Raw genomic sequence first — 15,271 nt, 5'->3', positions numbered from 1 at the left:
ATAAGCAGACAGAATGAAAAGGATTTTATTCATAAAAACGTTACTTGCACTGTCTGTGGTGCAAGTGTCGTATACCAACGCTGGGGCGTTTCATACCATTATTGGGCCAGATGGGCGCCCAATGGTGGTACAAGTGCAAGAAAAACCAGCAAAGAAACCTAAAGAAAGTCCAACTGCTAAAACGATAGACTCTCAACCTGTACAACAAATTATTCAACCATCCGTAAGCATTAGTCCGTCTCAAACCAAAACACCGATGACACGTCAAACGAGTCCAACAGCACAGGCTGTTGAACCACTAAAGTCTCAACGTTTAAGTATACGCGAGCCGGAAAAACGTGATGAAATTAAAGCTGTCACAGTAGATAAAATTAAAGACGTCTCAGGGGGTAAAGTTCCCAAATCTGAAAAGTCAGTACAAGCGTCAGATATTTCAGCAAAAGTTGTACCTTCAACTACATGGACAGATAAGTTACAGCAATCAGAGCTAACCCAACCTCGTGAAGCGTATCAGTCCAAAGTTCTAGCTGAAAAAGATAAATCTATCGTCGACAAAAAGCTCCTTACTGAGAAAGTAGTTAGCACTGATCAATCCGTACAAATTTCAGGTGAAAACTTAGAAAATCATCCTTCAAAACAATCGGCTAAGGCAAAACAAGAGCAAGGCTTTTCGACGATGGCTGGTGAAAAGTATGTCAATAATGAATATCTTGAAGATAAAGAGTTTAACTTAGAAGGCAAAAAGCGCTTTTACACCATGCCCGAAGGCGTTATTGATAGCAAGATGGGGCAAACGCGGATGCAAACCATTGAACGTGAAAAAGGTGTCAGTCGCTCCGTCATTGATAATTTATTTAAACGTAATCAACCCGAAGATACAGGCCCAATCACTTTAGCCACATCATATTATCGGGTGTCACAAGCTGACACCATTCAAGGTTTAGGTCAGCAATGTTTTTCGAATAAAAAAATGAAGAAAGCCAAAGAGCTCGACTTAGCTCAAGATATTAACTTATGGCCTCGAGCACCATTATCTGACGAATTTGACTATGAAGTCGTAAAACTAAAATCACCATTACAAAATATTCGTATACATTCATTTGCATCCAAAGTACAAAATCCTACATTTTATTGGCCATTTGCGGTATTTTTAGACAAAAATGGATGTGTCATGGAAGGCGCAGGTGGATTCAAAAATAACCAAGGTGAAGCGGATCATCTTTACCATGAAAAAATTGAAGGCGTGATTCAAGTGCCTAAAGGTAGCCAGTATTTATTCTTAACGCCTTTAGCAACAGCAATTGACGTCGATGACCGCGTATTAACCAATCAAGGCCAACTTAAATTAACAGCAATCCGTTAAGGACATAAGAAAGAGAATTAGGATGAAAAATAAAATTTTATTACCGTTTGCTTTAACGGCATTGGTTGCAGCGCTCAGTGGCTGTGGCGGTGAAAGTGCAAATGTGAATCCTGAAATTTATGATACCAGTACGACCAATGGTACTTGTAAAAGTAATACCGAAGGCTGTGTTGAGTTCGTTTTAGATTATCCAATTGAAGGTCTGAATTTTAATTGTTCGAGCGACGTTAAAAATACCTACATTACTTTATTTGATCTAAAAGAAGGTGTTTCGACAGGTGCCTGTAAAATTGGCGATACGGTGACTTTCTTTGTCCAAGGTGAAAAATCACGTCGAATTGATTTGGGTAAAGTAGATTTGAAACAAATTTCAAATGTAGCCAGTGGCACGACACCCCCACGTTTGACCTTATTGGATTTGGCTGCCGGCATCGCGGGTAAACCTGCTGCAACGATTTCAAATACCGACGCAACAGTTAAAGTGGCCATGCGTTTAGCCAAAATTATTCAAGCCTTGGCTTTGAAAAATAATAGCGCAGTTACAGCTACAGATATCCAAGCGGTTTATATTAACAATGCAGATAAAGTATCGATTGATCAAATCACTCGAAATGTCGCGACAGCAGATTTCAGTATCAGTTCAGATACGGAATTTAATGACTTGTTTACACCTTGGCTAGACCTGTCCGAAGTCAGCAATGAAAATGCATTTACCTTAGTTTCAAAACTCATGAATATCTCAACGGCTGCGGTATATCAGCCTGAGTTTGCGTTATTTTCAACTGATGGCGTAATTACCAATGCCAGTGGTTCAAATGGACTGGTCGGCTGTGACAAAAATGAATGTTTGCCGACCGATAGTTCAAAAGTCAATTTATTTGGTCATTTCATGTTAATGACGGACCGCCAAGGTATGACGTTTGGTAGTGGTTTACAGTGGAAGGGCAAAGTTGATCAACAGTTGAGTACCATTGGTGGTGTGAATGTCTTGCTCTTGACGCAGGTTCGACCAACACGTTTAACAGCAACGCCACAGGACAATTGGATCGATCCGCTTACCAAGCAAATTGATAAACCTGGCATTCTGGGTTTCCGTTTTGATGCAGAAGAAGCCAACTCTGGCCCTTTGATTATTAAACAAGGGACGCTACTTGCCGACAAAATGGTGGTCGGTACAGGTGGAAGTTTATATAAAACGTTAATGGCTAAAAAAGATGATTATGTTCTGACGGCCGATGATAAGAAAAAATTAGGTCTTTGGGAGCAAAACATTAACCAAGTGCAATTTAAAGGCACGATGGATTTATACAAGCTTTATCCGCTGTCGTATTTAGACAAAAAAGTCTTTAAGTCTGTTGAAAATGTTGCTACTGGACAAAATTATATCTTCCCGTTGTATGCAGATTTAACCTTTAAATTTACCGATACTTCGATTAAAACAGTGAAATTGGGTGTGGTGATTGACCGTAATGGTGATATTCGCACAAATATAAAATCTGGCGTGCCAGACGATGTATTTACTCGTCAAGATAGCCAAATTGTCGACTTGTCTACACACGCGACGGAAGGCTGTAGCGGAAAAGATGTGCTTGACCCACTGTTAATGAAAGATGACAAAGGTGTACAGCAATATCGTATCGGAACGACAACCCGTACCTTTACGCCTGAAGGAAATATCAATCCAAATACCATTTCGATTCGTATGATTTTAGCTGACCCATATTTCCATACGCTTGATGGCGCGCTGATTGGAATGAACTCAAGTGTGAAAACTTCAGCGGATACATCAATGGTTGTAGGCGGTGCTTTAGTGCAGTTACACAATATGATTAATGCCAATGCAGGCACACGTCCCTCTGGCGTTGCTTTGACAGATTCGGATAATAAAGTGGTGAAGTGGGGGAATAGTTTGGCCAGCTTTAGTTATATTTATAGCTTAAAGAATCCAAATGATACTGCTGCGGCTCAAACGGCGAAGTTAAGCGGTGGTGATATTTCTTTAGAATTGGCCCCGTGTTACACCATCAAGGCTAAATAATCTTCAAATATGAGTAAAATAAAATAGCCCATCAGTGATGGGCTTTTTTAATCATGCGGCCAGCAAATTAACCTGTGTGATCGAGTCGCGTACCAAGGGTTTCGAGATGCATTTCAAACTGACCTGTTTTGCGGTCAGCAAAATAATGCCGCAGCGTTCTTTCCACACTAGGAAAGGCTAAATCATCCCAAGGAATATCTTCTTCGCTAAATAATCGTGATTCAATGGTTTCATCACCCGCACCAAATTCTCCATTGATTAATTCAGATTTGAACAAGGCATAAATTTGCCCAATACGGGGAATGTTATACATGCAATACAGTTGCTCAATGTTGACTTCTGCTTCGGCTTCTTCGCGAGTCTCACGTGCTGCGCCTTGCTCCATTGTCTCATAGAGTTCCATATAGCCAGCGGGTAATGTCCACAGCCCATAGCGTGGCTCAATCGCTCGACGGCAAAGTAAAACTTGATTGTCCCAAACGGCTAAAGCACCACAAATGACTTTAGGATTCACATAATGAATAAACCCACATGCGGTACAAATACGGCGTATCTGATGATCTCCAAGCGGGATCGCTTCTTTTGTTTTTTGTCCGCAGTTTGAGCAAAAGTTCATATTCATCGTCATGGATTGTGTGAACCGTCAGAATAACTTAAAAATAAAACTTTGGCATCATTTCTAACCAGCTTGGCCGAAATTCAGCTATGATGAAAACAAGATAATTATAAGGTTGTAATGTGGATGGATAAGGGTTTATTGACTCAGCGATTGCAGCAAAGTTTACGTTTTTCTAAGCGTATTCAACCTGCGCATGCTGCTGTATTGATTGCGATTACCCAAGAAGATAATCCACGTATTTTATTGACCCGCCGCTCGCTCTATATGAATAATCATGCCGGTGAAGTGTCCTTTCCCGGTGGCAAACGTGATGCCCAAGACACCAGTAATATCGTGGTGGCGTTAAGAGAAGCTCAGGAAGAAACGGCTCTAAATCCATTTGATGTGCAGCTTTTGGGTGATTTACCGATGCAAAACGCTCGGAATGGGATGTTGGTTAAACCGATCGTGGGATTGATCCCACCTGACGTAAATTTAATACCTCAACCAACTGAAATTGACCGTATTTTTTTTGCATCATTAAGACAGCTTTTAGAAACACCGCCAACGCCATATGAAGTTCGTTTTGCCCACCAATCGCTTTATTTTCCCAGTTTAAGAATCGAAAACGAAATCGTATGGGGCTTGACTGCACGGATGCTGATTTCCTTATTTCAATATGGTCTGAATTATCAAAAAGAATGGCCTTTTTTATTAAATTCTCCTTCATTTCATTTGGGCCGTGAGCCATAAATCATTTTTAGAAAGTCAAAATAGGATGTTTGATCATGTTGTACAAATTTCAAGGATATAGCCCGAAAGCCACGCATCAACCTTGGGATGGTTGGGTTGCAGAAAATGCAACGGTCATTGGGCAAGTTGAATTAGGCCGAGAAGTGAGTGTCTGGTTCGGAGCCGTCATTCGAGGGGACAACAGTCGTATCAAACTGGGTGATTTTACCAATGTACAAGAAAATGCGGTGCTGCATACCGATGCGGGCATTGAAATGATCATTGGCGATTATGTCACGATTGGGCATCAAGCCATGCTACATGGATGTACCGTAGGAGATAATAGTCTGATTGGAATCAATGCCGTGGTTCTAAATCATGCTGTGATTGGTAAAAATTGCATCATTGGTGCGAATGCTTTAATTCTAGAAGGGAAGGTGATTCCGGATAATTCTGTTGTGATGGGGTCACCGGGTAAAGTTGTTAAGACTTTAGATGAACAAGCGGAAGCACGTCTAAAAATGAGTGCCATGCACTATGCCGCTCATTTTAAACATTTTACTCAACTCGAAGTCGCTGAACTTTAGAACGCTATATATGGCAAGCAAAAGAGCCTCGACGTTTGTCGAGGCTCTTTTTATAGATTAAATACAGAAAGCGCTGTGTCTGAGGTGGAAAATCTCGCGAACTGCGATGGAGTGGAGTATCATATTCAACGTTTTTTAAGATTAAATTTAATTAAGGTTGCGCATGAAATTACTGGCATTGGAAACTGCCAATGAGCAGTGTTCCGTCTCGATTGTAGATGAAACTCAAGAGCTTTATTTTCAACTCGATTTACGGGCAAAAGCGCAGACGCAAACCATTCTCCCAATGATTGAGCAAGGGCTTAATCAAACTGCTATTGAGTTAGCGGATTTAAATGCAATTGCATTTAGTCGTGGGCCTGGCTCATTTAGTGGTGTTCGTATTAATGCAGCGGTAACACAGGCTTTGGCATGGGCCAATGACGTACCTGTTGTTCCAGTCTCGACTTTGCAAGCTTTGGCTCAAGCGGCGCATCGTCTACATGGTTTGACTGAAGTAACAGCAGTCCTTGATGCTCGCATGCAAGAAGTGTATATCGCAAGCTATCAACTCGATGCCAATGGCATTATGCAGGCTGTAGATGAAGAACAACTATTAAGTTACGCAGATGCCACACCACAGATCAAATTTACTGTCGTGGGTTCTGGTAGTGAGCTCATTCAATCAGAACAAACACAATACAAAGACTTAAGTGCAACAGCACAAGATATTGCTACTATTGCCCGCGAAGCGGCGCAAAGAAAAGCATGGGTGAGTGCTGAACTTGCATTGCCCGTATATTTACGAGATAACGCCTGGAAGAAAATTTCAGAACAAGGCAAGCCATAATTAGGGTTATATATGGATCTTCTACTGCTGCTCAAAGCGGCAATCATGGGTATTGTTGAAGGTATTACCGAATTTTTACCGATTTCAAGTACAGGGCATTTAATTCTGGCTTCAGAATTAATGAACTTTTGGACCAAAGAAAAAAGTGATGTTTTCGTGATCGCAATTCAAATGGGTGCGATTGCGGCGGTGATTTATGAATACTGGGGCCGCCTGTGGGGCGCAGCAACCGGTATGGTGACGGGTGAAGAAAAAGGTCGCCGTTTAGGTTTTGGCTTAATTCTCGCTTCGATTCCAATCGTGTTGATTGGTTTGACGTTTGGTCAGACGGTGAAAGAACTGCTGTTCAATAACATTGCGATTGCTATGGGGTTGATTATCGGTGGTTTGATCATTATTTGGATCGAAAAAAATCCACCGCAAGTGCGTGCCAAAGAAGTAGAAGATTTAACCATTAAAGATGCGATTTGGATTGGTTTAATTCAAGTTTTGTCTTTAATTCCAGGGACTTCACGTTCAGGTGCGACTATTATTGGTGCCATGTTCTTAGGGGTTTCTCGTAAAGCAGCCACTGAGTTTTCATTCTTTTTGGGTATTCCGGTTATTGTCGGTGCAGGTTTGCTGGATTTATATCAAAGCTATGATGTATTTCAAGGCACTCAAGATTGGACTGTGATTGCAGTCGGTTTGATTGTTTCGTTTGTCTCGGCATTACTTTTGATTCGTGCGCTTGTCGCTTATGTGGCAAAACGTGATTTCATGATTTTTGCGTGGTATCGAATTGTTTCAGGTTTATTGATTTTATTGTTCGCATTTACAGGCTGGAAATTATGGTAAGCGAAATCCGCTTATACACAGAACAAGAGTTTCATGAGAAAGCACAGCAGTATTCTGCTGTGCTTTCTTCACGTGGCGTATCTGTAAATATTGAATTAATTGAAAAATTAAACGCGCGTTTTTTACGTTTAAACCCTGAACTCAGTTTGTGTGTCGATGCAGATGGTTTGTGGTTAGCGGCCAATGGCATGAAGATGCAACCCGATTGGAAAGCAGAAGTGGGGCGTTTAAAGCGAGCATCCTTAAAGTCTGAGATGATTGCACGTGCGTGTAATTTGGCTGAAAAACCACAGCTTGTAGATGCAACCGCAGGGTTAGGGCACGACAGTCTCTTAATGGCACATTTGGGTGCTCATGTGACCCTTGTGGAACGTCATCCAATTTTATTTACCTTATTGGAAGACTCACATCAACGTGCGCAGCAAGATGCATTTTTAAGTTCGGTTGTAGCTCGAATTGAATTGGTCTTTTCAGATTCGGCAGACTATTTGAAAAATTTATCGACGACCAATCAAATCTTTGATGTGGTTTATCTCGATCCGATGTTTCCGCAGCGAGACCAAAACCAGCAAGCCGTCAAAAAGCAAGCTCAGGTCAAAAAACAAATGCAATTATTGCATTTGCTGTTACCTGAAGATGGCGAAATGGATTTAGGTGATAATTTACTGGATTTAGCACAAAAAATTGCTAAACGTGTTGTGGTTAAACGTCCACGATTGGCGGTTTTTTTAGCGAATCAAGAGCCACAACACCAGTGGCAAGGTGATGCTTGTCGCTTTGATGCATATTTCCAACATGATCTTGTGCCTTAAAATGATATTTGCTTCAATATTGTTCAAAGATTTGTTATATAGTTAAAAAATAGCATTGCTAAAAACGACATCAGGCATAAAATTATTTGTGCAATTAAGCGAGCCAAGGCCACCATCAGAACTCTATGATTGATTTCAAACCCTCCATCAATTTTTGGCATGATTTTAAAAGCAACCAAACTGCGGGGATGTGGTTATTTTTGGGGTCTCGTCGTTCTTTACAAATCGTTCGACCATCGATTTTACAATTGGTGTTTTGGGGGATTTTAGGTGGTTGTGCCAACAGTTTATTTAGTTGGCTCAGCACGGGGCGTATTGGCGAATTTAATGCCCAAGGTCTCATTAGCTACGCATTGTGGCCATTTATTGCTTTAATTGTGGGGATTTTCCTGTCACAACGTGTGAATAATCCACGGTTAATGTTGGTCCCAGCATTGCTCTGGTTGGTGCTTGATACGCACATCATGTTGTTTCAATGTTTGATTCAATATTTGGGAGATCTCGATTTTCTCCCATACTTTCTGTATGACTACATTCCAACGTTATTCATTATTCTATTTGTTTGGCAAAGTTTGGCTGTCGTTTGGGTGTTTTCACGTGAGCTGAAATGGCCATGGTGGGAGCGTGCACTGATTATGGGTGCGACGCTATTTACTTTGGTCGTGTGGCAAGTCTCAGTCAAAGATCAGCCGATTTGGAAAGTTGAAGAAGTTCCTCCAAGCTTTGCTGAAGATGCATTTTATGCACAAAGCCGTTTGCTCAATAAATCTTTAGACGCAGTGGAATATGGTGAATTTGCCCAATCCCATTGGTACTTCTTAGGGGTGGCAGGTGCGAGTTATCAAGATGTCTTTAAACTGGAAATTGAACGGATTAAAGAACAGTTTGATACACGTTTTGGCACCTATGGGCGTTCGGTTGAGCTTATCAATAACCCTGCAACGCGCACTGAAATTCCGCTGGCATCTAAAACCAGTATGGAGTTGGCACTGCGTCGTATTGGTCAGCAGATGAACCGAGAAAGTGACGTCTTATTTTTATATATGACCTCACACGGTTTACCGAATGTCTTTGAAATGGAAAATGCACCTTTGGATTTGGCGCAAGTCGATCCTAAATGGTTAAAAGAAGCCTTGGATGCATCCGGAATTCGTTGGCGTGTGATTGTCATTTCTTCATGTTATTCAGGCAGTTTTATTCCAGCACTGCAAAATGATAATACTTTAATCATTACTGCATCGGCAGCAGATCGTCAGTCTTTTGGCTGTTCGAATGAAGCTGAATACACCTATTTTGGCCGTGCGTTCTTTGATCAGGCGATGCGTGAGCAGACCAGTATTCAAGCTGCATTTAATGAAACCAAAGCGACTGTAGCGAAATGGGAAGCAGCGCAAGGTTTCGAACCTTCTGAACCACAGTGGTCGATGGGGAAAAACATGGCATTAATGTTGCCTCAATTAGAACAACGATTGTTCCCGCCGACGACTACTGCACCGGCTACGACGGTTACGCCTTAAAAGATCAAAAAAGTTTAGGATAAAGATCATGGAATTAGTACAACGAAATACCTGTTTTGCGGGTGAGCAGCGCATTTATCAATTGGATTCTTCAAGTCTAAAAACCCCAACAAAGTTTGGTATTTTTCTGCCAGAAGCAGCCTTGCAAGGCCAAGCGTGTCCTGCATTGTTTTATTTAGCGGGATTAACCTGTACTGAAGAAACCTTTGCTATTAAAGCGCATGCACAGCGTTTAGCTGCGCAGCTTGGCCTGATTTTAATCAGCCCTGATACTTCTCCACGTGGGGAACAGGTAGCGCAAGGCGATCATTGGGATATTGGGCAGGGCGCAGGCTTTTATATTAATGCAACGGAACAACCTTGGGCCGAGCATTATCAAATGGAACGTTTTCTTACTGAAGAATTGTATTCGCTGGTACAGGCTGAATTTCCGGTACAAAAAGGTGCGATTGGCATATTCGGACATAGTATGGGCGGTCATGGTGCATTAACTTTAGCGTTGAAGCATCCTGACCTGTTTAAATCGGTTTCTGCTTTTGCACCGATTTGTGCGCCGAGTCAGTGTCCATGGGGTGAAAAAGCCTTTAGTCAATATCTAGGTTCAGATCGTCAGCAGTGGCTTCAGCATGATGCAACAGCTTTAGTGCAAACAAAAGGGGCTTTGTTTAAAGCCATTTTGATTGACCAAGGCATTGATGATCAATTTTATAGCCAGTTAAATCCGGCGTTGTTTCAGCAAGCGTGTGAGCAAGTTGGGCAGCCACTCGAACTGCGTGAACATGCAGGCTATGATCATGGTTATTATTTTATTCAAAGTTTTATGGATGATCATTTGCAATTTCACGCTGTCCAATTGCAAACAGTAGTTCATTAATCTAAAAGCCAGTGGTTAAAAGTGTTGAGGCATAGCTTGCTTTGATATACGTATAAATAAAGCATGGTGATGAGCATTGCCATGCAAATGAATAAATTCGACATACCAAAAAAAATAATTTAGGGTACTTATGCAAAATTCACAAATTGAAACGCCGCTTCCGCCAGAGCTGCCCGTAATGAATCCACCGAGTCTATTTGGTGAGACAGAACAGGCTGATATTTTGGGACGAAATTATCATTTTAGGTTTAAAGGTAATGCGTCTGAATATTTCGGTATTTGGATCGTGAATATCTTACTGACGATTGTCACGCTTGGACTTTATGCGCCTTGGGCAAAGGTCCGCCGTTTACGTTATTTTTATGGTAATACTTGGGTGTTTCAGCGTCGTTTTGACTTTACCGGTTTGCCTACAAAAATTTTAGTCGGGCGAATCATTGCGCTAGTGGTCTATGGTGGTTTCTCTTTTGCTATAAATTATTCTTGGGAAGCTTTCTTAGCGGGCTTTGTCCTGATCTTCTTTGCGGTTCCTTGGCTTATTCGATCTACGATTCGTTTCCGCGCCCGTAACAGTAAGTTTAGTAATAGCCGATTCTTTTTTTCAGGGACGAATAAAAGCGCGTATTGGTGTTTTGTCAAATGTCTTGCGGTGGTTGTCTTTACCCTTGGTTTGTTTACACCAGTTGCGGTCTGGCTATATAAACGTGAATGTCTGAATCATTTGTATATGGGTCAGTTGAAATTTAATCTGAATAATACGTGGGGCGATTATATGCGTGCCATGTATGTGCCTTTATTTCTGTTTATTGGCTTTGGTGCATTGCTGGCAGTAATCTTTGCAATACTGTTTGGTAGTTCAGATGGTTTAAATGACGCATCTTATGTCTTCATCATTTTTGGGATGTATTTGATTGGCTATATGTTTATTTGGCCACTCACAGCTGCACGTATTTTTATTACCACTTGGAATAACACCACGTTGAGCCGCAGTCAGTTTCATACGGACTGTAATCAATGGCGTTATGCATGGATTGTCTTGAGTAATTGGTTGGCTAAAGTGATTAGCCTCGGTTTACTGACACCATGGGCAGTTGTACGACTATATAAATATCAGACTGAATCTTTGCACTTAATGTTGGTCGATGATCCTGACCAATTACACAATCAAATGCAGCAAGATCACAATGCGATTGCTGAAGAATTATCCGATATTTTTGACCTAGATATTTCCTTATAACGTAGGTGAATTACATGAAAACATCAGTAGTGAATGCAACCTATTATGATGGGAAAGTGTCAAAACCCTTTGTTGCTCAAATCAGTGCAGATGGGGAACATGCTGTGATTGTGCGTTATGGTCAAGACCTAGAACAAACGCAGCACTACACCTATCAAGATATGACGCTGATCGGTGCTTTAGGTGATATTCAGCCAGTGATCGAGTTAAAGGACGATGCTCGTTTAGAGTTTCATCAACCCTTGCCAGAGTGGTTTAATCTCGACGTAAAGTCGCGTTGGCATTCGATTTGGAAGTTGGAGCGTTCACCCTCCTTAATCATTTTTAGTGTGATTTTCGTGGTGGCTTTTGCTTTTCTATTGATTAAATGGGGCATTCCTGCGGCATCACATGTGGTGGCCAATCAACTGCCTGAGACAGCGTTAAAGAGTTGGGGGGATCAGGCGGAAAAATATATTATCGATATGACTGAACCCACAAAATTGCCACAAGCACGTCAAGACAAGTTGAAGCAAGAATATCAACAATTGGTGGCTGAAAATCGTCCTGCGAAGTTGTTATTCCGCGGTGGTGGCAGCATCGGTGCAAATGCATTGGCGATACCCAATAACACCATTATCGTGACAGATGAGTTGGTTAAATTAGCGAAAAATGATTATGAGCTCATAGGTGTACTTGCACATGAGCAGGGGCATTTAGTTCAACGCCATAGTTTGCAGCAAAGTTTGTCAGGTTTAGGCATCAGTATTATTTTGTTGATGATAACAGGAGATGGTTCAGATATTCTCACCAGTTTACCGGTAGCTGCGGTGGGTGCGAGCTACTCACGAGACTTTGAATCTGAAGCAGATTTATATGCCTTAAAACAACTTTCAAAACATCAAATTCCAACGGCACATTTTGCAAACTTCTTACAACGTATGGAAGATGAAGCTGATGGTGAAACAACAAAAGAGGAAGGTGCAAAGGATGGAACTGCCAAAGATCAGAGATCTTGGACAGATTTCTTTGAGTCACACCCAGCCACGAAAGCCCGTATTGATGCAGTCAGAAATTATCAATCACATCAGCATTGAGTGAAAGGAATTAACAATATGGCCACGTAGACTACGGTTCACGTTGCCATGTTGCACTGAGTTCTTCTCGCCCCATGCGGATCAAATGATCTAAAACCACATGTTCCAATTGATCTAGATTTGCACTTGGATCTTGGGCTGAAATCACCACATCTAAAAATGCAACTTGTGGTAAAAGACTGACCTCAGCAGAGGGCAGTTGAATCTTGAATGCAGTATTTTCTCCAATGAGCTGTTCATTGACTTCAAATTTATGTTTCCAATGATTGACTAAGCGCTTAGCAACACGTGCTGCTTGAGCGGTGGTGATTTGTGTTGAACTTTTCATAAATGCAATTTTATTATTAAGCCGTCAGTCCTTTAACTTAGCAAAGTACATAGATGCTCGTTAAGTCTAAATATGCAACGCTGTGTTTCTATCCCTGAGATCTTTATCCATATTAATCACTGATGTTACGTAAGCAAAAAATAATTTTGCATTTTTTAAAATGATATTTAAGTCAATTCGACGGAGTCTTACATCTAGGACTTAAATAAAGGGATTAGCCTTCGGCTGGAGGTACTCTTACGAAACGATGTTTCTCATTAGGCAAAATGAGAAGCGAAGCTTCGCAAGGAAACCATCTTGCGGAGCAATGCTCCTCACCGCAAAACTCGCTCTCTAACGTCTATTTATTTAAAGTATTGCAAAAAAAAATTTGATGAGAAGTCGTGCTATCTCAAACAATTGCGGATGACGTTACCGCGTATCGTTTTTTATTTGAATCAAATTTCGCTTCTGATATTACTGCGTAACATCAGTTCATCCTAGGTTTTTTTGTTATAGAGATATCAATCATCAGTATCGAAAAAACGACTGAGGGCGTGGGCAGCGAATAGGGGGACAATTTGCTATAATGCGTCAATCACTCCCTTTTCAAAGCTAGGTTTTTCATGTCCAAGCCATTCTTAATCGCACCTTCAATTTTGTCAGCAGACTTTGCGCGCTTAGGTGAAGAAGTTGAAAACGTTCTAGAAGCCGGTGCAGATGTTGTTCATTTCGATGTCATGGATAATCATTATGTACCGAACTTAACTTTTGGTGCGGGCGTTTGTAAGGCATTGAAAAAATACGGCATTAAGGCGCCAATTGATGTACATCTAATGGTTTCACCGGTAGACCGTATGATTGGTGATTTCTTGGAAGCTGGCGCAGATATCATCACTTTCCACCCAGAAGCGACTGACCACATTGACCGCTCTTTACAGTTAATCAAATCTGGCGGTGCGCAAGCGGGCTTGGTGTTTAACCCTGCGACACCTCTGCATTATTTAGACTACGTTTTAGATAAAGTTGACCAAGTCTTGTTGATGAGTGTGAACCCAGGTTTTGGTGGTCAAAAGTTCATTCCAATGACCTTGGAAAAGCTGCGTCAAGCACGAAAAATTATTGATGCTTCAGGTCGTGATATTCGCTTAGAAGTGGATGGTGGTGTTACTCCAGCCAATATTCGTGATATTGCTGAAGCCGGTGCAGAAATGTTTGTTGCAGGTTCAGCGATTTTTGGTAAGCCTGATTATAAAGCTGTGATTGATGACATGCGTTCAGAGTTGGCAAAAGTGCATGCTCAAGAGGCTTAAGCCTTTGGGTATAAGTTATTCCTCGCTTGTGGATAACTATATGGATAACCGTATGGATATCTGTGTAGATAACTATATGGATAACTTGGATAAATTATAAACGATTGTGCATCAATGGTTTAATAATTAGACGTATTAAGTATAAAAAGGACTCAATTGAGTCCTTTTTTTATGGGGTAAAGTGTTTGAAATGCTGTATGTTTATTAATCTGTGGTAAATAATTAATCAGTTTAAAAAATAACTTTTATGTTTTAACAGGACGTTATGCGCTGATTTTTATGACAGCGCAATAAATTTAAAACTGTTGTGAATAACTGCACAATTAATTATGCTGTTAGCAACAATTGAGATAAGCTGCGACTGGCAAAACACATCATCGATCGCACTAGATAGTGCTTTTAGATATTTCTGAATGTATCGTTCATGATGGATAAATCGGTCGAGCTGCATGTCATGTTGATACAAATGTCATGTGATTGCATTTGAATCGTAAATAATATCTTCATGGTGTTTCATGTGGATTTCGGCTGAGCCGATCGCGTGATGTTTCTAAAGATGTGTTAATAGGGATATATTGTCACAGTGCATCATTGGGTTGAATTAGGAAACTAAATTGTTCAATTTTTTGCGTAAGCATCTTGGCTTTGCTTGGCTCATGGCGTTTGTCATGGGGTGGAGCAGTGTGGTCAGTGCACAGCAAAATTTTCAACATCAACAAATGATGACTGCGAATGCCCATCAGGCATCAGTTCATGCAGCACATACTGATCCTTCACATTTAAATATAGCAAATTGCCATCAAAATCAGCGGCAAGCTGTTCCAGAGCATGCAGCACATCATGGCAAGCAGACGACACCTGAAGTCATTTCAATGATGGACTGTCATCAATCTTTAGATTCGCCATCTGCACTGCAAGATGGTCAGGTGCATCATTCAACAACACAAAGTACAGACTGTCAGGACTGTACACTCGCACATTGCCAAATCAGTACCTCTTATGTCGATAGCGCCTTGGTCGCATTGCAGACCTTCCATGTGTATCAGTATGCAGAACCTCCTCGTTTCATTTTTGCTGGACAGCATTTAAAAGGCTTTTGGCAAGAAATTCTAAGACCTCCGCAAGCTTAACCTGAGTATTAAATACGTTTT

15 protein-coding genes are annotated in these 15,271 nt (G+C 41.1%); 13 read left to right on the top strand and 2 right to left on the bottom strand.

Translation table 11 applies throughout. From position 1 onward, the window contains the following. Window positions 1–13: 13 nt before the first annotated feature. Together filE and FTT99_RS14795 are read left to right on the top strand one after the other, a co-directional pair. Window positions 14–1,363 carry a putative pilus assembly protein FilE gene (filE, locus tag FTT99_RS14800; protein WP_180130246.1) on the top strand — a complete coding sequence of 450 codons (1,350 nt, stop codon included), beginning with the start codon at window positions 14–16 and terminating at the stop codon, window positions 1,361–1,363. 22 nt (window positions 1,364–1,385) lie between these two features. Further along, window positions 1,386–3,401 carry a hypothetical protein gene (locus FTT99_RS14795; RefSeq protein WP_180130248.1) on the top strand — a complete coding sequence of 672 codons (2,016 nt, stop codon included), beginning with the start codon at window positions 1,386–1,388 and terminating at the stop codon, window positions 3,399–3,401. Between the two features lie 67 nt (window positions 3,402–3,468). Here the strand turns inward: FTT99_RS14795 and FTT99_RS14790 are convergent, their stop codons facing one another. Next, window positions 3,469–4,017, bottom strand: a complete 549-nt coding sequence (locus FTT99_RS14790) for an NUDIX hydrolase (protein ID WP_078192366.1) — start codon at window positions 4,015–4,017, stop codon at window positions 3,469–3,471. 126 nt (window positions 4,018–4,143) lie between these two features. Here FTT99_RS14790 and FTT99_RS14785 point away from each other — a divergent pair, with 126 nt between their 5' ends. The 9 genes from FTT99_RS14785 (at window position 4,144) to FTT99_RS14745 (ending at window position 12,500) form a co-directional block, all read left to right on the top strand. Next, on the top strand, window positions 4,144–4,752 hold the full coding sequence (locus FTT99_RS14785; protein WP_180130322.1) for a CoA pyrophosphatase: 609 nt from the start codon (window positions 4,144–4,146) through the stop codon (window positions 4,750–4,752). A gap of 35 nt (window positions 4,753–4,787) precedes the next feature. Then, window positions 4,788–5,318 (top strand): gamma carbonic anhydrase family protein, encoded by a 531-nt coding sequence (locus tag FTT99_RS14780; RefSeq protein WP_180130250.1) that lies wholly within the window; start codon window positions 4,788–4,790, stop codon window positions 5,316–5,318. 163 nt (window positions 5,319–5,481) lie between these two features. Further along, window positions 5,482–6,147 (top strand): tRNA (adenosine(37)-N6)-threonylcarbamoyltransferase complex dimerization subunit type 1 TsaB, encoded by a 666-nt coding sequence (gene tsaB / locus FTT99_RS14775; RefSeq protein ID WP_180023100.1) that lies wholly within the window; start codon window positions 5,482–5,484, stop codon window positions 6,145–6,147. A 12-nt stretch (window positions 6,148–6,159) separates the two neighbouring features. After that, window positions 6,160–6,984 (top strand): undecaprenyl-diphosphate phosphatase, encoded by an 825-nt coding sequence (locus tag FTT99_RS14770; RefSeq protein ID WP_180008558.1) that lies wholly within the window; start codon window positions 6,160–6,162, stop codon window positions 6,982–6,984. Beyond that, entirely contained in the window at window positions 6,978–7,796 is an 819-nt protein-coding gene (locus tag FTT99_RS14765; RefSeq protein WP_218954533.1) for a class I SAM-dependent methyltransferase, read from the top strand. Before FTT99_RS14770 ends, FTT99_RS14765 begins: the two co-directional genes overlap by 7 nt. Window positions 7,797–7,921: 125 nt before the next feature. After that, window positions 7,922–9,313, top strand: a complete 1,392-nt coding sequence (locus tag FTT99_RS14760; protein ID WP_168378508.1) for a C13 family peptidase — start codon at window positions 7,922–7,924, stop codon at window positions 9,311–9,313. Between the two features lie 28 nt (window positions 9,314–9,341). Continuing rightward, entirely contained in the window at window positions 9,342–10,187 is an 846-nt protein-coding gene (fghA, locus tag FTT99_RS14755) for an S-formylglutathione hydrolase (RefSeq protein ID WP_180130252.1), read from the top strand. Window positions 10,188–10,317: 130 nt separating this feature from the next. Then, on the top strand, window positions 10,318–11,424 hold the full coding sequence (locus FTT99_RS14750) for a YjgN family protein (protein WP_180130254.1): 1,107 nt from the start codon (window positions 10,318–10,320) through the stop codon (window positions 11,422–11,424). Between the two features lie 14 nt (window positions 11,425–11,438). Further along, entirely contained in the window at window positions 11,439–12,500 is a 1,062-nt protein-coding gene (locus tag FTT99_RS14745) for a M48 family metallopeptidase (protein WP_180130256.1), read from the top strand. 31 nt (window positions 12,501–12,531) lie between these two features. Here the strand turns inward: FTT99_RS14745 and FTT99_RS14740 are convergent, their stop codons facing one another. Further along, complete coding sequence (locus FTT99_RS14740) at window positions 12,532–12,828, bottom strand: DUF2218 domain-containing protein (RefSeq protein WP_180130258.1); 297 nt, start codon at window positions 12,826–12,828, stop codon at window positions 12,532–12,534. A gap of 605 nt (window positions 12,829–13,433) precedes the next feature. Here FTT99_RS14740 and rpe point away from each other — a divergent pair. Both rpe and FTT99_RS14730 read left to right on the top strand, forming a co-directional pair. Next, window positions 13,434–14,120 (top strand): ribulose-phosphate 3-epimerase, encoded by a 687-nt coding sequence (gene rpe, locus FTT99_RS14735; RefSeq protein WP_180130260.1) that lies wholly within the window; start codon window positions 13,434–13,436, stop codon window positions 14,118–14,120. Between the two features lie 614 nt (window positions 14,121–14,734). Continuing rightward, window positions 14,735–15,250 (top strand): hypothetical protein, encoded by a 516-nt coding sequence (locus FTT99_RS14730; protein WP_180130262.1) that lies wholly within the window; start codon window positions 14,735–14,737, stop codon window positions 15,248–15,250. Window positions 15,251–15,271 lie beyond the last annotated feature (21 nt).

The organism is Acinetobacter sp. YH12040 (assembly GCF_013420005.1).
In the GTDB taxonomy this organism is placed as follows: domain Bacteria; phylum Pseudomonadota; class Gammaproteobacteria; order Pseudomonadales; family Moraxellaceae; genus Acinetobacter; species Acinetobacter amyesii.
This window is presented reverse-complemented; position numbering and strand designations above follow the sequence as displayed.